The following is a 17,592-nucleotide window of genomic DNA, read 5'->3' as shown; positions in this document are numbered from 1 at the left end:
GGCGATATGGAAGTCTAGTCGCCCTCGTCGGCCCGCCGGGACGCCTCCGGGGCGGTCCCGCCGGCCCCGGTCCCGGCCGCGGCGTCGGCCCCGGTGCCGGCCTCCGTGTCGGCGGCGGGCCCCTCCTCGGCGTCGGCCGGGGCGTCCGCCCCGGTGCCGCCGTCCTCGGGCGCCTCGACGCCCGGCGGGGTGTCCACCGGCGCCGTCTGCTCGCTCTCGTCCTCCTCCGGATCGTCCGTGCGCAGCGGGATCCGTACGGGCTCGGTGGTGGAGGGCGGGACGTCGTAGTGGCGCAGCACCTGGCCCATGATCTTGCTGAAGGTGGGGGTGGTGCCGATCGCGCGGACGTCGCCCTGGGGGCGCTGGAGCGTGACCGCCACGAGGTACTGGGGGTCCTCGACGGGGGCGACGCCCACGAAGGAGGTGGTGTAGCCGTCGTAGCCGCCCTCCGGGCTGGGGGCCTCGGCGGTGCCGGTCTTGCCGCCCACCCGGTAGCCCTCCACGGCGGCCTCCTTGGCGCCGCCCTGGGTGACGGTGACCTCCATCATGTCGAGCACCTGCTCGGCCGTCTCCTCGGAGACGACCCGCTCGCCCTCGGGCCGCTCGACCGGGGTGCTGGTGCCGTCGGGGGCGAGGACGGACTCGACGACGCGGGGCTCCACCTGGACCCCGCCGTTGCCGATGGCCTGGAAGATCGTCGCCGTGCGCAGCGGGGTCTGGGCGACGCCCTGGCCGAAGAGCACGGTGTACTGCTGGCGCACGTCCCACTGGTCCGCGCTCGTGAGGATGCCGGGTGACTCGCCGGGCAGCTCGATGCCCGTGGTCTCGCCGACGCCGAAGCGCTGCATCCACTCGTGGCGCTGCTCCGGGGCGAGCTTGCCGCCGACCAGGACGGTGCCGGTGTTCATCGAGTCGGCGATGATCCCGGTGAACGTGCGCCGCTGCTCGCCGTGGTCGAAGGCGTCGGTGATCTTCTGCCCGTCGATCTCCAGGAACGGGGGCACGGTGACCTCAGTGCGGGGCGTGGCCACGCCCTCCTCCACGGCGGCCGCCGCGGTGAGGATCTTCTGGGTGGAGCCGGGTTCCACGGCCTGGGTGACGGCCCGCGCCCCCAGGTCCTCCGCCTCGGCGGAGCCGATGTCGTTGGGGTCCACGGTCGAGGAGTCGGCCAGTGCGAGCACCGCACCGTCCTCGATCCGCATGACCACGGCCGTGCCCCACTCGGCGTCGAGCTCCTCGGCGCGCTCGGTGACCGCCTGCTGGGCGAAGAACTGGACGTCGCTGTCGATCGACAGCTGCACCGAGGAGCCGTCCTCCACCGGGCTCTCCTCCTGGGGCGCCACCGGGATCCGCACGCCGTCGGCGCTGATCTCGAAGGTCCGGCTCCCGTCGGTGCCGCGCAGCAGCTCGTCCTGTGTCTGCTCGATCCCGCCGAGCGCCTCGTCGTCCCCGCCCATGAAGCCGACCACGCTGCCGCCCACCGGGCCGTTGGGGTAGATGCGGTCGGAGGACGGCTGCCCGTACACGTAGGGCAGACCGAGCTCGCGCACGGTGTTCCACTGCTCGGGCGTGACCCCGCGGGCCACGTACTCGAACTGCTTGTCGCCGTCGAGGGCGTCCTTGACCTCGGTGTCCTCGAGCTCGAGGGCGTCGGCGAGCTGGTACACCGCCTGCGTGGGGGTCACGGTCTCGGTGGTGCCGTCGGCCAAGGGCCGCTCGAACTCGCGCACCAGGGACTGGTCGACCGTGACGTCGTAGCGCTGGAGCGTGCGGGCCAGGACGTTGCCGTGGGTGTCGCGGATCTCGCCGCGCAGCGCGGGCACCACCTCGGTGCGGGACCGCTCACCGGCGGCGGCCTCGGCCCGGCCGGCGGCGTCGATGCCCTGCACCCACACCAGCCGGATCCCGAGGACCACAAGCAGGCCGAGCACGAGGACGACGCCGATGTGGCTGCGGCCGATGCCGCGGGCGCGGGGGGCGTCGGACGTCGAGCGTGCGCGTGCCACGTGTCTGCCTCGTTCCTGGTTGCGACTGGGAGATGTCCGGGGGGCTGCTGCCGGCGGGTGCGGGGGCCGGTGGCCCGGTCACTCCCCGGGCGTGCGCTGCGGCGGGGCCGCGAGGGAGCCGTCCTCCGCCTCCGCGGCGCCGGCCGGCGCGGCGTCCTCGCGGGCGCTGCGCTCGGCGTCCTCCCGCTCCTGCGCCGCCTGCTCCCGCTCGCGGTCCTCGGCGCGCTGGGCGGCACGGTCCGCGGCCTCGGAGCCGGTCTGGTGGGCGTGGTCGACCAGGATCTCGTGGTTCTTCTGGGGTTGCGCTGGCATGGGGTCGCCCTCGACGGTCCCGTTCGTGACGTCGACCGTGCCCGAGTCCTGCGCGGGGACCATGCCGAGGTCCGTCGCCATCACCGCGAGGTTCTGCGGGGCGTTGTAGAACTCGAGGTCCTGGGTGAGCGCCTCGTTCTGCTGGCTGAGGGCCTGCTCCTGGGCGCGGAGCTCCACGAGCCGGTACTGGCCCCCGGAGATCTGGATGTTCAGGACCAGGATCGAGGCCAGCGCCACCACGAGCGCCACCAGGCTGAGCACCACGGTGGAGAACCGCTGCCGGCGCGCCCGGCCCGGGACCACGGACAGCGGGGCCCGGCTCGACCCGGCCCGCTCCCCGGCGGGCGGTGCCGGGTCGCTCAGCTGGCGGGCGGAGGTGCCCTCCACCGGCGGACGCTGCCCGCGCCGCCCGGCCCAGGCGCCGATGCCCGTGCGCTGGGAGGTCGGGCGGACGGGGCGTCGCTGGAGTCCGGTTCCGCTCATGCCGTGTACCTCTGCGCGTTCTGTGCTGTGGGGGGGACGTGCTCTCGGATGCGCTCCACCGCGCGCAGGCGCGCGGAGGCGGCACGGGGGTTCTCGTCGATCTCCCGGGGGGTGGGGGTCTCCGTCCCGCGGGTCAGGACCCGCAGGGTGGGCTTGTGCTGGTCGAGCTCCACGGGAAAGCCCTTCGGCGCCGTCGAGGCGGCTCCGCGGGCGAAGGCCTGCTTGACGATCCTGTCCTCGAGGGAGTGGTAGCTCATGGCCACCACGCGCCCGCCCACGGGCACGGCGTCCAGTGCAGCGGGGATCGCCCGGCGCAGCACGTCGAGCTCCTCGTTGACCTCGATCCGCAGCGCCTGGAAGGTCTGCTTCGCGGGGTGGCCCTTGCGGTGCTGGGCACCCTGCGGCACGGCCCCGCGGACGACCTCGACGAGCTCGCCCGTGGTCCGCAGCGGGGTCCTGGCCCGCTGCGCCACGATCGCGCGGGCGATCCGACCGGCGAAGCGCTCCTCGCCCCAGTCCCGCAGGATCCGGCGCAGGTCCTCCTCGCTGTAGTCGTTGACCACGTCCTGGGCTGTGACGGGCGCTGTGGAGTCCATGCGCATGTCCAGGGGCGCGTCGTAGGAGTAGGCGAAGCCGCGCTCGCGCTCGTCGAGCTGCAGGGACGAGACCCCGAGGTCGAAGAGCACCGCGTCCGCGTGGTCGAACCCGTGCCGGCCGAGGGCCTCCGGGATCCGGTCGTAGGTCGTGTGCACGGGGTGGAACCGGTCGCCGAACGGGGCGAGCCGCGCGCCGGCCAGCGCGTGGGCCTGCGGGTCCCGGTCGATCGCCACCAGCTGCAGGCCGGGGAAGCGCCGCAGCAGCGCCTCGGAGTGACCGCCCATGCCCATCGTCGCGTCCACCGCCACGGCGCCGTCCTCGCCGAGCGCGGGAGCCATCAGGTCCAGGCACCGTTCGAGCAGCACGGGAACGTGGAGCTGCTCGGCTGGGCGTTGCGCCATGGGCCCTCTCTTTGGCGGTCGACGGTGGATCGGTCTTCGGTGGCCGGCGCCGGGTCGACGCCGTGGTGCGGCGGCGGGCGTTCCAGGATCAGAACCCCATCCGCTGGCCGTCCCTCGAATCCGGCCTGGCTCAGGGGAAGGTGAGTCAGGACGGTGACGGCTGTGCGGCTGGAGATCTCATCCGGGAAGCGGCTCCGCGTGCTCCGCGGTGGTCTCGGCGGCCCTGCGCTCAGAAGAGCCCGGGCACCACTTCCTCCTCGGTCTCGGAGAAGACGGCCTCCTTCTCGTTCAGGTAGTCGTTCCACGCCTGGGCATCCCAGATCTCCGCCCGGGTGCCCGCGCCGATGACGGCGAGCTCCCGGCCCAGCCCGGCGTAGTCCCGCAACGGCGGCGGTATGGTGACTCGGCCCTGCTTGTCCGGGACCTCGTCCGAGGCGCCCGAGAGAAAGACCCGGATGTAGTCCCTGGCCTGCTTCGAGGACAACGGTGCCGCCCTCAGCTGCTCGTGGACCCGCTCGAACTCGCGGACGCTGAACACGTAGAGGCACCGTTCCTGACCGCGGGTCAGGACGAGTCCCTCCGCCAGTTCCTCCCGGTACTTCGCCGGCAGGATCAGGCGGCCCTTCTCGTCGAGACGGGGTGAGTACGTTCCGAGAAACATGCTCACCGCCTCTCCAGCCCGAGAGTTCTCCCAGATCCATCTCTTCGCCCCACTTTACTCCACTTCACTCCCCGGTCAACGAACGCGGGGGCCGGGCGCCGCGGCGTGGCGCGGCGCCCGGCCCCCGCGACGGGCGTCACCCCAGGTGGGCACGGCGGCGCTGCGGCGGAGGGCGGCGGGGAGGAGGGTGGAGGACACCGCGGCCCGCGGTGCGGGGCGCCGGCACCGGACGGCGGGGAGCGTGGTGGAGGACACCGCGGCCCGCGGCGCCGGACGCCGGCGGAGGGTTGCGGGGAGGAGAGTGGAGGACGCCGCGGTGCGGGCTGCGGGGAGGACGGTGGAGGACCGCTCCCCAGGGGTTCCCGTGGTGCGGCCGGGTACGGCCGCGGCACCTCCGGGGCATGAAAAAGCTCCCCGGCGGTGCACCGGGGAGCTGGTCGGACCCTGCACACCGCTGTGCGGCGGCAGGGTGGGGGGAGGTGGAGGGGCCGGGCGGGTCGGTCCAGGCGGGTCGGTCCGAGCGGGCGGCGCCCTGCGGCGGGCGCCTCGCGGGCGGCTCCGTGTCCGGGCGGGGCCGGTCAGGTGGACGGGCCCCCGGAGTTGCGCTGGTCCCAGCGCTCCTCGAGGTTCTGCAGGAAGGGCGACGAGCGGCGGGGCGGACCCCCCTTGCCGGGCTCCCCGCCGGGGCGCGGCTTGCCGGAGCGCAGCGTGGCGACGTAGACACCCGCGCCCATCACGACGAAGCCCAGGACCCCGACCAGGATGGAGTCGATGACGACCCCGCCCAGGAGGACGAGCAGGCCGACGACGGCGATCACGATCCCGAGGACGATGTTGCGGGTGGAAGCACCCCTGACGGCGCGGGAACCCATGCTCGTCACGAACCTCGGGTCGTCCGCGTGGAGCTGCTTCTCGAGCTGCGCCAGGAGCTGTTGCTCGTGCTCGGACAGTGGCACGGTATGCCTCCTCATCCTTCGGGTGCGGATTCCCCGGCTGTTCCGGCGCCGCCTGTTACCAGGATAGACCGTCGGGTGCTGATTTGGCACCGCGCACACGGCTGTCAACAGCCTCCGAGTTGCCCTCCGGACTCCGGGGTGCGGGAGGCAGGAGGCGGGCGGGCCCGAGGCGCTCGGCGCCGAAGCGGGCGTGCACCCGGTCCATGGCCTGCTCGGCGGCCCCCCACTCCTCCTCGCGGCCGTCCAGGCTCAGCTGCAGGGCGTCCGTGGCGGGCTCCAGCCGCTCGGCGCGGATGCCGATGAGCCGGACCGGTTGGGGCCGGTCCCCGAGCTCCTCGAGCAGGCCCACGCCGTGCTCGAGGAGGTCGTGGGCGGACGTGAAGGGATGCTGCAGGGTCCGCGACCGGGTGATGGTCGTGAAGTCCGCCCAGCGCACCTTGAGCCCCACCCGACGGGCGCGCAGTCCCTGCCGGCGCAGCCGCGAGGCGGTCCGGTGGCTGAGCCGCAGGAGGGTCTCGTGCAGCACGCGGTCGTCCGTGACGTCCCGGGGGAAGGTCTCCTCCGCGCCCACGCTCTTCTCCTCCCGGACCGGTTCGACGGGGCGGGGGTCCCGCCCGTTGGCGAGCTCGTGCAGGTGGTGGCCGGCAGCCCGTCCGACCAGGCGGGTCAGCATCGGCACGGGGGCGACCGCAAGGTCCCCCACGCTCCTGAGCCCCGCGCCGGTGAGCGTCTCGGCCGTGCGCCCGCCGACGCCCCACAGCGCTGAGACCGGCAGCTCCGCCAGGAACGCCACGGTGTCCTCGGGCTGGACGAGCAGCAGGCCGTCCGGCTTGGAGCGGGTGGAGGCGATCTTCGCGACGGTCTTGTTGGCGCCGATCCCCACGGAGGCGGTCAGTCCCAGCTCGTCCCGCACGCGGGCCCGCAGGCCGCGGGCGATGCCCACGGGCGGGCCGAGCCGCCGCACCGCTCCGGCGACGTCGAGGAAGGCCTCGTCCACGCTGATCTGCTCGACGCGGTCGGTGATCTCCCGGAACATGGCCATGACCCGGCGGGAGTAGGCGTCGTAGGCGTCCCGGTGGGGCTCGAGCAGGACGGCCCGGGGGCACATCGCCCGGGCCCGTGCCAGGGGCATGCCGGAGCGGACGCCGAACGCCCGGGCCTCGTAGGACGCGGAGAGGACGACGGAGCGGCCGCCCGCCCCGGCCACGATGACGGGCCGGCCGCGCAGCCCGGGGGCCGCGAGCAGCTCCACGCCGACGTAGAACATGTCCATGTCGACGTGCAGCACGGCGCACTGCCGCCAGCGCTCCAGCCGGTCCCTCGGCGTCTCGGTCACCGTGTCCTCCTCCTGGGTCCGGCACAGCTTAGCCCTCGGCGCGGACATCCCGGCCGCGGTGCGGGCCCGGCCCGGGCGGAGCGCCTCGGCCCGCCCACCGGGCCTTCGATAGGCTGGGGCGGACATCGCGGACTGCCGGCAGAGGGCGTCCGCCGCCGCCCCGAGACCGAGGTCGATCCGCCCATGACGTGCCCGCCCCTCCCGCACCACCCCGACGCCCCCGCCGGCACCGCGCCGCAGGCCCGGCTCGAGGACGCCTTCCGCGCCGAGGACGAGCGGTTCGTGGCGCGGCTGCACGCGGAGCTGGAGGAGTTCTTCGGCCGGCAGCGAGCGGTCCTGGGCGGCATCTCGGCGGACGCCCTCCCGCTGCTGGATGCCGTCGTCGCGCTCTCCGCCGGCGGCAAGCGGCTGCGGGCGCGGCTGTGCTACTGGGGCTGGCGGGCGGCGGGCGGCGACCCAGAGGACCCGGCCGTGGTCCGGGCCGGGGCGGCGCTCGAGCTCTTCCAGTCCGCAGCGCTCATCCACGACGACGTCATCGACCGCTCCGACACCCGCCGCGGCGCCCCCAGCGTGCACCGCCGCTTCGAGTCCGTGCACGCGGACCGGGGCTGGGCTCTGGACGGTCCCGCCTTCGGCGTCGCCGCCGCGATCCTCTCGGGCGACCTGTGCCTGTCCTGGAGCGAGCAGTCGTTCGCCGCGGCCACCACCACGGCGCCCGGCGGCCACCGCGCACGGGCGGTCTTCGACCTCATGCGCTCCGAGGTGATGGCCGGGCAGTACCTCGACGTGCAGGGCGAGGTCGCCGGCGGGGGCCAGGACCGCGATGGCGCGGTCCAGCGGGCCCTGGACGTCATCCGGTACAAGTCGGCGAAGTACTCGGTGGAGCACCCCGTGGTGCTCGGCGCCGCCCTGGCCGGGGCGCCGGAGCCGGTCCTGGAGCGCTGCTCCGCGTTCGCGCTGCCCCTGGGCGAGGCGTTCCAGCTGCGCGACGACGTCCTGGGCGTGTTCGGCGACCCGGCGGCCACGGGCAAGCCCGCCGGCGACGACCTGCGCGAGGGCAAGCGGACGGTGCTCGTCGGCTACGTCCGCACGCTCGGCAGCGAGGCGCAGATCGCGCGGCTCGAGGACGCCCTGGGCCGGCCGGAGCTGACGGAGGACGACGTCGAGGAGCTCCGCTCGCTCATCACGGCGTGCGGCGCCCTGGGCTCCACGGAGGAGCTCATCGAACGGCTCAGCGGGGAGGCGTTCACGGCGCTGGACCGGCTCGGGGCCGACGCCGTGCCCATGGCCGCGCTGCGCGGCCTCGCGACGGCGGCGGTCCGCCGCTCGTCCTGAGTCCGGTGCACCGGGCCGGTCCCGCGCTCGGGGCCGGTCCGGCGCGCCGGTCAGGAGCGGGTCACCAGGCCAGGGCCTGCGCCCGGCGGCGGATCTCCGTCTTGCGCCCGTCCCGCAGCGCGTCGACGGGACGGCCCGGTAGGGACTCGTCCTCGGTGAACAGCCACGTGATCGCCTCGACGTCGGTGAAGCCGGAGTCCCGCAGGACCGCCACCGTGCCCTTCAGCGAGTCGACCACGGCGCCGTCCAGCAGGAAGGCGGCCGGCACCCGGCGGATGCTGTCGTGCGGGTTGCGGACGGCGAGGAGCGTCCCGTCGTCGACGAGGCCGTGGACGCGGGTGACCACGAGGCCGAGCTGCTCGGCGACGTCGGGCAGGGGCAACCACTCCTGGACGAGACCGTCCAGGCGGTCGAACTCCTCGGTGCTGATTCCGGATGTGTTCTTCACGCCCCCAGAGTGCCACGTCCGCCGGTGCCCGTGCCACGCGGGCCCGCCACGGTATGCTCGACCCGCGGAGCCGGCTGAGACCTCCGCACCTTCCCCGATCAGCGTCAGAGAGTTACTTCATGCCGTATCCCCCCGACAGCGACACGACCGACCCGAACGACGCACCGCGCTGCACCACCGCCGAGACCTCCGGGCAGCAGGACGACCGCTCCCCCGCCTGGGCGCGCCGCGCCCGTACGGGGTCGGCGGTCACCGCCGTCGCCGCCCTCGCCGCCCTGGGCGGGGGCACCGTGGCCCACGCCGCCCCCACCCAGACGGCCCAGGTGGCCTCGGCGCCCCTGCTCGCCGGCCAGAAGACGGCGAAGACGCCTGTGCACACCGTGTCCCCCGGGGACTCCCTGTGGGCGGTCGCCCAGCGCCACGGCGTGGCCGTGGACGAGCTCATGCGGTGGAACGACCTCTCCGGCGCGGCGCTGCTGCTGCCCGGGCAGGAGCTGCGCCTCTCCGGCGGCGCGGCCCCGGCGGCCGAGCCTTCGAAGAAGCCGGCCCCGCCCGCGGCGGAGCCGCCCCGGACGGAGCACGTGGTGCGCTCGGGCGACTCGCTGTGGAGCATCTCGCAGGCGCGCGGGGTGTCGGTCCAGTCGCTCCTTGACGGCAACGACCTCACGGTGAACTCGCTGCTGCGCCCGGGCCAGCGGCTGTCGGTCACGGAGCCGGCCCCCGAGACCGTGCAGACCGCCCGGGCCCCCGCCCCCGAGCGGGCCGAGCAGCCCCGGCCGGCGCCCGAGCGCGCCGTCGGCGACTCCTTCCTGGGCCGCACGTACGAGGACGGGGTGGTGGACTCCGCCAATCGCCACCACGAGCAGCTCGCCGCCCGCCCCGCGCCCTCGCGCGAGGAGATGCGCCGGCTCGTCCACGACACCGCCGTGCGGATGGGCGTGGACCCGGCGCTCGCCCTGGCGCACGCCCACCAGGAGTCGGGCTTCGACCACCGGGCCGTGTCCCCCGCGGACGCCGTGGGCACCATGCAGGTCATCCCGGACGCCGGGGACTGGGCCTCGGGACTCGTGGGCCGGGAGCTCGACCTGCTGGACCCGCAGGACAACGTCACCGCCGGCGTGGCCATCATCCGGCAGCTGGGCCGCGCCGCGCCCAGCACCGACGTGGCCATCGCCGCGTACTACCAGGGCCTGCACGGGGTGAAGAAGTACGGGATGTACGACGACACCAAGCAGTACGTCAAGAGCGTCAAGACGCACCGCAAGCGGTTCGGACCGTGACCTGCGACCCAGCCTGCGCACAGCGCCCCGCCCTAGGCTGATCCCGTGCAGCACGCGCTCCCCGACCACCTGACCGGGACCGTCCTCGAGGGCCGCTACGAGCTGGGTCCGCGGATCGCCCGCGGTGGCACCGCCACCGTGTACCGGGCGGTGGACACCCGCCTGCAGCGCGTCGTGGCGGTCAAGCTCATGCACGCCCACCTGGCCGAGGATCCGGCCGCGGCGGACCGGTTCGTGTGGGAGGCCCGGTCGGCGGCGCGGCTGTCCCATCCCCACGTGGTCTCCGTGCTCGACCAGGGCCACGCCCCGGACGGGGTGCCGTACCTGGTCATGGAGCACGTGGCGGGCTCGACGCTGCGGGACCTCCTGCGCCGGCGCGGAGCCCTGCCCCCGGGCGAGGCGCTGGGGCTGCTGGAACCGGTCCTCGACGGGCTGGCGGCGGCCCACCGGGAGGGCCTGGTGCACCGCGACGTGAAGCCGGAGAACGTGCTGATCTCCGCCACCGGCCGGGTGACCGTCGCGGATTTCGGTCTCACCCGCGCCGTCGACCAGCACACGGCGACCGGAACGGTGCTGGGCACGGTCGGCTACGCCTCGCCGGAGCTCGTCACGGGGCAGCGGGTCGACACCCGCGCGGACGTGTACTCGGCCGGGATCGTGCTCTTCGAGCTCCTGGCCGGCCGCCGTCCCTTCGAGGGCGGCCCGCTGGCCGTGGCCCGGGCCCACGCGGAGGGCGCCGTCCCGGACCTGCGCACCCTCGACCGCGGTCTCCCGGCCGGTGTGGCGCGGCTGGTCGCCCGGGCCACGGCACGGGAGCCGGAGCGGCGTCCGCCCGACGCCGGCAGCTTCCTCGACGAGCTCCGGTCGGTCCGGGCGGGTCTGCGTCCCGCGGAGCTCGACCGCCCCCCGGGCCCCGGCGCCGCCCGCGGCGCCGGGGCCGTGCCGGCTCCGGACGCCGCGGCGACGGCGGCCCTGGACCCCGAGGTCGGACCCACCGCGGCCCTCGGGGCGGGCGCCCCCACGGAAGCTCTCGGCCGGGGCGCTCCCACGGAGGCTCTCGGGACGGGAGGCACCACGGAGACCCTCGGCCGGAACGCCCCCACAGAGGCCCTCGGCCGGAACGCCCCCACAGAGGCCCTCGGCCGCGGCGCTCCCACGGAGGCCTTCGGCACGGCGGCCAGCCGGACCGGGGTGCCGGGTCCGCAGGCCGCGCCCCTGGGTCCGGCCGGGCCCGGTGCCCCGGGGGTCTCCGGCCGGCCGCTGCCGGCGCGGACCTCGAGCGGCTCCTCCGACCCCTGGCGGCCCGAGGTCGAGCTGCGCCCCACCCGGCCCCTGCACGCGGCGGGGACGCTGGCCCTGGTCGCGCTCGCGGTGGCCGGGGCGGCGTTCCTTGGCTGGCTCCTGGGCTCCGGTCCGGGCGGGACGGTGAGCGTGCCGGACGTGCGGGGAGCGGGTCCGGAGCTCGCCGAGCAGTACCTGGCCGGGGCCGGTCTGGGCAACGTCGCGGTGCACGAGACCGCGGACCCGGTGGCCCCCGCCGGCACCGTGCTCGGCACCGACCCGGAGGCCGGGGCCACGGTGCGGTCCGCGGAGCAGGTCGTCCTGCTGGTCTCGACCGGTCCCGTGCGGACGACCGCGCCCGACGTCACCGGGATGTCCGAGGAGGTCGCCCGGGCGCGCCTCGAGGACGCCGGGCTGGCGGTCGGCACCCGGAGCCCGGTCGCCGACGACGCCGCCGCCGGGACGGTCGTGGGCCAGCACCCCGAGGCGGGCGAGGCGGTGGCCGAGGGGTCGGCGGTGGACCTCGCCGTCTCTCTCGGGGCCCGCGCCGACTCCGCGCCCGGGGTGCTGGGCAGGCCCGTGGACGAGGCGGTCCGGCTCCTCGCCGAGGCGGGGTTCGCGGCGCGGGTCGAGGAGAGCCTCGGTGCCCCCTTCGGCTACGTGGTGGCCCAGACGACGGACGGGGCCGAGGTCGTCCTCACCGTCGTCTGAGCGGACGGCAGGGAGGGCCCCGGCCCCGTCGGCCGGTCCCGCGCTCAGCGGCGGGAGAGGTAGCCCGCCACGAGGAACGCGATCTCCAGGGACTGCATGTGGTTCAGGCGCGGGTCGCACAGCGACTCGTAGCGGTCCTGGAAGGAGGACTCGTCGACGGGGTCGGCGCCGCCGAGGCACTCCGCGACGTCGTCGCCCGTCATCTCCACGTGGATGCCGCCGGGGAAGGACCCGATCGCCTCGTGCACCTCGAAGAAGCCGCGGACTTCGTCCACGACGTCGTCGAAGTTGCGGGTCTTGTACCCGGACGGCAGGGACACGGTGTTGCCGTGCATGGGGTCGGTCACCCACACGACCTTGGCGCCGGAGCGCTCCACGGCCTCGACGAGCGGGGGCAGCTTCTCCCGGATGTTCTTCGCGCCCATGCGGGTGATGAAGGTGAGCCGTCCGGGCTCGCGCTCCGGGTCGAGCTTGTCGATGAGCGCCAGCGCGTCGTCCCCGGTGGTCTTGGGGCCGAGCTTGACGCCGATCGGATTGCGCAGCCGGGAGAGCAGGTCCACGTGGGCGCCGTCGAGCTCCCGGGTGCGCTCCCCGATCCACAGGAAGTGCCCGGACGTGCCGTACGGGAGGTGGGTGCGGGAGTCGATGCGGCTCAGCGCGCGCTCGTAGTCCAGCAGCAGGGCCTCGTGGCCGGCGTAGAACTCCGTGGTGCGCAGGGCGTCGAAGTCCGCGCCGCACGCGTCCATGAACTTCACGGCCCGGTCGATCTCGCGGGCCAGCGACTCGTACCGGGCGTGGGCCGGGTTCGTGGTAAAGCCCATGTTCCAGGCGTGCACGAGGCGCAGGTCCGCGAACCCGCCCGTGGTGAAGGCCCGGATGAGGTTCAGGGTCGAGGCCGAGGTGTGGTAGCCGCGCACCATCCGCCGCGGGTCGTGGACCCGGGACTCCTCGGTGAAGTCGAAGCCGTTGACCATCTCGCCGCGGAACGTCGGCAGGGTCGTGCCGTCGCGGGTCTCGTCGTTGGACGAGCGGGGCTTCGAGAACTGCCCGGCCATCCGGCCCATCTTCACCACGGGCATGGACGCGCCGTAGGTGAGCACCACGGCCATCTGCAGCAGCGTCTTGACCCGGGCGCTGATCCGGTCGGCGGTGGCGCCCTCGAAGGTCTCGGCGCAGTCCCCGCCCTGCAGGAAGAACGCCCGGCCGTTGGCGACCTCGGCCAGACGGTCGCGCAGCTTGTCCACCTCCCCCGCGAAGACGAGGGGCGGGACCGCGTTGAGCTCGGCGATCGAGGCGGCGAAGTCGGGGTGGTCGCGCCAGGTCGGCTGCTGGTCGGCGGCCAGCTCGCGCCAGTTGTCCAGCCCCGGGTAGTCGGCCGCAGAGGGCACCGGGGAGGCGAGGTTGCGGAGGCTGTCGGGAACGGTGAAGTCGAGCATCATGTCTTCCTATGTCTCGTCCGGGGCGGGGCCGGGCGCGGGATCAGGGTGCGGTGGGCCGCGGGGTGTCGTCGTCCGCGGCCCCGGGACGGTCGCGGTGGGCGATGGAGTCCGCGGTCCGGCGGGCGGTGTGGGCGGCGCTGCGCGCCTTGTCCTTGGCGTTGCCCACGAGCTCCGCCGCGGCCTGCTTGGTCTCCTGGCGCTTCTGCTCGGCGAGCCGCTTCTTGTGCTCCGAGGCGTAGACGTCCACGTAGACCTGGCCGGAGAGGGCCTGGATCGCGTGCATGATCTCGTCGGTGACCTCGCGGAGCAGGGCGTGCTCGCCCTGCCGGCCCCGGTAGCGGGAGAAGTCGAGGGGCTCGCCGAAGATCGTGGTGACCCGGGCGCTGCGGCGGGGCAGCGGGAGCCTGGTCCCGATCGGCTGGACCTTGTCGGTGCCGACCATGGCGATCGGGACGACCGGGGCCCCCGTCTCGAGCGCGAGCCGGGCCACCCCGATCTTGCCCTTGTACATGCGGCCGTCCGGGGAGCGGGTGCCCTCCGGATAGATCCCGAGCAGCTCGCCCTCCAGCAGCTTGCGGCCGCCGTTGCTCAGGGACTTCGCGCTGGCCCGGCCTCCGGAGCGGTCCATGGGGATCTGGTTGATGGCGCGGAAGAACGCGGCCATCACCCGGCCCTTGACGCCGGGGCTGTTGAAGTAGTCGGACTTCGCCAGGAAGTACACCTGCCGGGGCACGGCCACGGGCATGAACACCGAGTCGGAGACGGAGAGGTGGTTGCTCGCGAGGATGGCCGGGCCCTCGTCGGGCACGTGCTCCAGGCCGCGCACCTCGGGACGGAAGGCGACGTTGATCAGGGGGCCGACGACGTAGCGCTTCAGAAACATGTAGACCATGTGGGAGAGGACTCCTTCGTGCTGATCGGGATGTCGCGAGGGTCCGTGCCGCTCGGACCGGGTCCGGCCTCCGGTATTCTCTCACGTCCGCACGGGCACCCGCGCCGGTCCGCCCGCCGACGGCGCCCGCCCTGACATCATGGATGCATGACGCCACCCGTCGAGGACCAGCACCTGCCCACCCCCTCCGCGGCCGGCGGGCCCGCCGCCGCGGACGATCCGGGCGCGCCCTTCCACCATCCGGCCGACGGGCCCGCGGGCGCGCTCGTGCTGCACGGCTTCACCGGCGTCCCGTTCAGCGTCCGCCCGTGGGGCCGGGCGCTGCACGCGGCGGGCGCCGACGTCGTCGGGCCCGTGCTGCCCGGCCACGGCACCCGCTGGGAGGACCTCGCCGGCGTCCGCTGGGAGCAGTGGCGCGACCACGCGGCCGAGCACGTGCAGCGGCTGCGGGCCCGGCACGACGTGGTGGTGGTGTGCGGGTTGTCCATGGGCGGGGCGCTCGCCCTGCACCTCGCCGCGACCCTGCCCGTCGACGGGGTCGTGGCCCTGAACCCGGCGCTGTCCCTCGTCAGCCGCACGGCCCGCCTCGCCCCGGCCCTGCACCGCGCGGTGCCCTCCGTGCCGGGCGTGGGGGACGACATCAGCCTCCCGGGCGTCACCGAGCACGCCTACCCGCGCACGCCCGTGGCGGGCGTCGCCGAGCTGGGCCGGTTCATGGCCCGGACCCGGAGGATGCTGCCCGCGGTCACCGCCCCGGTCCTGGTGCTGCGCTCGCGGCACGACCACGTGGTCTCGGACGCCTCGCACCTGCACGTGCTGCGCCGGGCCGGCGGGGACGTGGAGCTGGTGCGGCTGGCGGAGAGCTTCCACGTGGCCACCCTGGACCGGGAGGCGGACGTGGTCGCGGCGCGGTCGGTGCGCTTCCTGGAGGACCTGCTGGCGGGCCGCAACCCGGTCACCGCGAGACCGTTGCGCCCCGCCTCCCGGGGGGACCGGCGATGAGTGCGGGCCCGGGGACGCCGGGCGGCGCCGGGCACGGCCCCGAGGACGAGTGGAGCCGGATCGTGTCGGACCTCGAGGACGTGCGCCGGGCCGGGGACCGACACCTCGCCGGGCCCCGGGACTGGTCCCCCGAGGACGCCGGGCCGGGCGCGTCCGCCGGGGCGGCGGACGCCGGGGCAGACGCTGCCGGGGTCGAGGGCCCCGGGGAACCGGAGGACGCGGGGGACGACGACGCGCCCTACTCCCCCGACCCCGGGCCGGTCACGCAGGGACTCAGCGGCGGGGCGCTGCTGTCCTGGACCGTGCTGGTCGGGGTGCCCGTGCTGCTGGTGGTGCTCTCCCTCCTGCCCGGCTCCCTGCCGTGGTGGACCATCGTGGGGGGCCTGGTCGCCGTGGTCGGGGCCATCGGCCACCTGCTGCGGTCCCTGCCCGACGACCGCGACGACCTGGACGACGGCGCCCGCGTCTGACGGAGTTTGCGTGAGCCAATTCACTAGACTGGGGCGGACGGCCCACCGACCCCGATCCGAGGAGAACCCCATGCGCCACGTCGCGACCGACGCCCTCGTGGACCCACCGGCCCACAGCCGCATCACCGACTTCCTGCTCATGCAGGCGGGCCAGGACGAGGATCCGCACCTGTACACCGTCCTGGCACCGGAGGGGGCCGCCCGCGAGGTGCGCGCCCGGGAGTTCCTCGCCGCCGTGCAGGGTGTGGCCAAGGGTCTCGTGGCCGCGGGGATCGAGCCCGGGGACCGGGTGGGCATCCTCAGCCGGACGCGCTACGAGTGGACCCTCGCGGACCTCGCGATCTGGTACGCCGGCGCCGTGCCCGTCCCCGTCTACGACTCGTCCTCGACGCAGCAGATCGCCTGGATCATGGGGGACTCCGACGCCAAGGCCGTGTTCGTCGAGACGCAGGCCCTCGAGGACTCCGTGCTCGCTGCCTCGCGGGAGACGCCGTTCCGCGCCGCGGAGAACGTCTGGCGCCTGGACGGCACCGGCACGGGCCTCGACGACCTCGCGCGCGCCGGCGCGGACGTGCCGGACGAGGAGCTCGAGGCCCGCCGCACGTCGCGCGGGCTCGAGGACGTCGCCACGATCATCTACACCTCGGGGACCACCGGACCGCCCAAGGGCTGCGAGCTGACGCACGGGAACTTCGTGCGGCTGTGCGAGAACACGACCCTGGTCGTCGAGGACATCATCCACCCGGGCGCCCGGACGCTCCTGTTCCTGCCGCTGGCCCACGTCTTCGCCCGCTTCGTGGAGGTGATCGCCCTCTACTCCGGGACCGTCCTGGCCCACACCCCGGACGTGAAGAACTTGATGGGGGACCTCGGGGCCTTCCGGCCCACGTTCATCCTGGCCGTCCCGCGCGTGTTCGAGAAGATCTACCAGAGCGCCCGCCTCAAGGCCGAGAAGGCCGGCGGGGCGAAGTCCCTGATCTTCGAGCGCGCGGTGACCACGGCCGTCGCGTACTCGAAGGCCGGTCAGGACGGGCGGGTCCCGCCGCTCCTGCGGGCGCGCCACGCCCTCTACGACCGGCTCGTGTACTCGAAGCTGCGGGACGCGATGGGCGGGGAGGTCACGCACGCCGTCTCGGGCGGCGCCGCCCTCGGCACCCGGCTGGGCCACTTCTTCAACGGGATCGGCGTGTACGTCGTGGAGGGCTACGGACTCACGGAGACCACGGCCCCGATCGCCGTCAACACCCCGGAGATCGGCAAGATCGGCACCGTGGGCCTGCCGCTGCCGGGCAACGAGGTGCGGATCGGCGAGGACGGGGAGGTCCTGGTCCGGGGCACCCACGTCATGCGCGGCTACCACGGGCGGGAGGACCTCACCGCCGAGGCCTTCGAGGACGGGTGGTTCCGCACCGGCGACCTCGGCTCGCTCGACGAGGACGGCGCCCTCACCCTCACCGGCCGGAAGAAGGAGATCATCGTCACCGCCGGCGGCAAGAACGTGGTCCCCAACGTGCTGGAGGACCCCATCCGCGCCTCGGCCCTGGTCTCCCAGGTCATGGTGGTCGGGGACGACCGGCCGTTCGTGGCCGCCCTCGTGACCCTCGACCAGGACGTGCTCCCCGCCCGCCTGGAGCTGATGGGCCTGGACCCCGCGATGCCGGTGGCGGAGGCCGCCCGCCACCCGAAGGTCGTCGAGCACGTCCAGGACATCGTCACCCGGGCGAACCAGGCGGTCTCTCGCGCGGAGAGCATCCGGGCCTTCGAGATCCTCGACGTCGACTGGACGGAGGCCTCCGGGCATCTGACCCCGTCCATGAAGATCAAGCGGGCCAGGATCGCGCAGGACTTCGCGGACCGGATCGAGGAGATCTACTCGCGTCCCGCCCCCGAACCGGCCGCGGCCCCCGCCACCCCGGCGGAGCGGATCAAGGAAAAGCTCTCCCACGCGCACCTGCCGGGCCGCGGCTAACCCGGGGCCGGCC

15 protein-coding genes are annotated in these 17,592 nt (G+C 74.7%); 6 read left to right on the top strand and 9 right to left on the bottom strand.

What is annotated here, in order from left to right; genetic code table 11:
* Positions 1-14 precede the first annotated feature (14 nt).
* From RF647_RS07310 to dinB, 6 genes are all read right to left on the bottom strand, one after another.
* Positions 15-2,006: a peptidoglycan D,D-transpeptidase FtsI family protein gene (locus RF647_RS07310; protein ID WP_368811172.1), complete on the bottom strand. Its 1,992-nt coding sequence runs from the start codon at positions 2,004-2,006 to the stop codon at positions 15-17.
* Between the two features lie 78 nt (positions 2,007-2,084).
* Positions 2,085-2,801, bottom strand: coding sequence for a hypothetical protein (locus RF647_RS07305; protein ID WP_368811171.1), 717 nt, complete (start codon positions 2,799-2,801; stop codon positions 2,085-2,087).
* A complete protein-coding gene (rsmH, locus tag RF647_RS07300; RefSeq protein ID WP_035924058.1) occupies positions 2,798-3,799 on the bottom strand; it encodes a 16S rRNA (cytosine(1402)-N(4))-methyltransferase RsmH in 1,002 nt (333 codons plus the stop codon). The genes RF647_RS07305 and rsmH overlap by 4 nt, the downstream gene beginning before the upstream one ends.
* A 229-nt stretch (positions 3,800-4,028) precedes the next feature.
* Positions 4,029-4,460 (bottom strand): division/cell wall cluster transcriptional repressor MraZ, encoded by a 432-nt coding sequence (gene mraZ, locus RF647_RS07295; RefSeq protein WP_031283112.1) that lies wholly within the window; start codon positions 4,458-4,460, stop codon positions 4,029-4,031.
* Between the two features lie 578 nt (positions 4,461-5,038).
* Positions 5,039-5,416: a DUF3040 domain-containing protein gene (locus RF647_RS07290; RefSeq protein ID WP_133411674.1), complete on the bottom strand. Its 378-nt coding sequence runs from the start codon at positions 5,414-5,416 to the stop codon at positions 5,039-5,041.
* A 55-nt stretch (positions 5,417-5,471) separates the two neighbouring features.
* The gene (gene dinB, locus RF647_RS07285; protein WP_368811170.1) at positions 5,472-6,752 is read right to left on the bottom strand and encodes a DNA polymerase IV; all 1,281 of its coding nucleotides are present in this window, start codon (positions 6,750-6,752) and stop codon (positions 5,472-5,474) included.
* Positions 6,753-6,935: 183 nt separating this feature from the next.
* Here dinB and RF647_RS07280 point away from each other — a divergent pair, with 183 nt between their 5' ends.
* The gene (locus RF647_RS07280) at positions 6,936-8,087 is read left to right on the top strand and encodes a polyprenyl synthetase family protein (RefSeq protein ID WP_368811169.1); all 1,152 of its coding nucleotides are present in this window, start codon (positions 6,936-6,938) and stop codon (positions 8,085-8,087) included.
* 61 nt (positions 8,088-8,148) lie between these two features.
* Here the strand turns inward: RF647_RS07280 and RF647_RS07275 are convergent, their stop codons facing one another.
* Entirely contained in the window at positions 8,149-8,535 is a 387-nt protein-coding gene (locus RF647_RS07275) for an Rv2175c family DNA-binding protein (protein WP_017833699.1), read from the bottom strand.
* A gap of 119 nt (positions 8,536-8,654) precedes the next feature.
* Here RF647_RS07275 and RF647_RS07270 point away from each other — a divergent pair, with 119 nt between their 5' ends.
* Positions 8,655-9,815: a LysM peptidoglycan-binding domain-containing protein gene (locus tag RF647_RS07270; protein WP_368811168.1), complete on the top strand. Its 1,161-nt coding sequence runs from the start codon at positions 8,655-8,657 to the stop codon at positions 9,813-9,815.
* Positions 9,816-9,860: 45 nt separating this feature from the next.
* The gene (locus RF647_RS07265; RefSeq protein ID WP_368811167.1) at positions 9,861-11,807 is read left to right on the top strand and encodes a PASTA domain-containing protein; all 1,947 of its coding nucleotides are present in this window, start codon (positions 9,861-9,863) and stop codon (positions 11,805-11,807) included.
* A 44-nt stretch (positions 11,808-11,851) separates the two neighbouring features.
* Here RF647_RS07265 and RF647_RS07260 read toward each other — a convergent pair whose 3' ends face one another.
* The gene (locus tag RF647_RS07260; protein WP_368811396.1) at positions 11,852-13,243 is read right to left on the bottom strand and encodes a class II 3-deoxy-7-phosphoheptulonate synthase; all 1,392 of its coding nucleotides are present in this window, start codon (positions 13,241-13,243) and stop codon (positions 11,852-11,854) included.
* A gap of 43 nt (positions 13,244-13,286) precedes the next feature.
* Positions 13,287-14,138, bottom strand: coding sequence for a lysophospholipid acyltransferase family protein (locus tag RF647_RS07255; protein ID WP_368811166.1), 852 nt, complete (start codon positions 14,136-14,138; stop codon positions 13,287-13,289).
* 147 nt (positions 14,139-14,285) lie between these two features.
* Here RF647_RS07255 and RF647_RS07250 point away from each other — a divergent pair, with 147 nt between their 5' ends.
* The 3 genes from RF647_RS07250 (at position 14,286) to RF647_RS07240 (ending at position 17,579) form a co-directional block, all read left to right on the top strand.
* Complete coding sequence (locus tag RF647_RS07250) at positions 14,286-15,140, top strand: alpha/beta hydrolase (RefSeq protein WP_368811165.1); 855 nt, start codon at positions 14,286-14,288, stop codon at positions 15,138-15,140.
* A complete protein-coding gene (locus RF647_RS07245; protein ID WP_368811164.1) occupies positions 15,137-15,610 on the top strand; it encodes a hypothetical protein in 474 nt (157 codons plus the stop codon). The genes RF647_RS07250 and RF647_RS07245 overlap by 4 nt, the downstream gene beginning before the upstream one ends.
* A 70-nt stretch (positions 15,611-15,680) precedes the next feature.
* Positions 15,681-17,579, top strand: coding sequence for a long-chain fatty acid--CoA ligase (locus tag RF647_RS07240; RefSeq protein WP_133411665.1), 1,899 nt, complete (start codon positions 15,681-15,683; stop codon positions 17,577-17,579).
* Positions 17,580-17,592: the final 13 nt, after the last annotated feature.

The sequence above is a fragment of the Kocuria sp. CPCC 205263 genome (genome assembly GCF_040981075.1).
GTDB classification, from domain to species: Bacteria; Actinomycetota; Actinomycetes; order Actinomycetales; family Micrococcaceae; genus Kocuria; species Kocuria rosea.
Note: the sequence above shows the minus strand (reverse complement) of the source record. Positions and strands in the feature narration are given on the sequence as shown.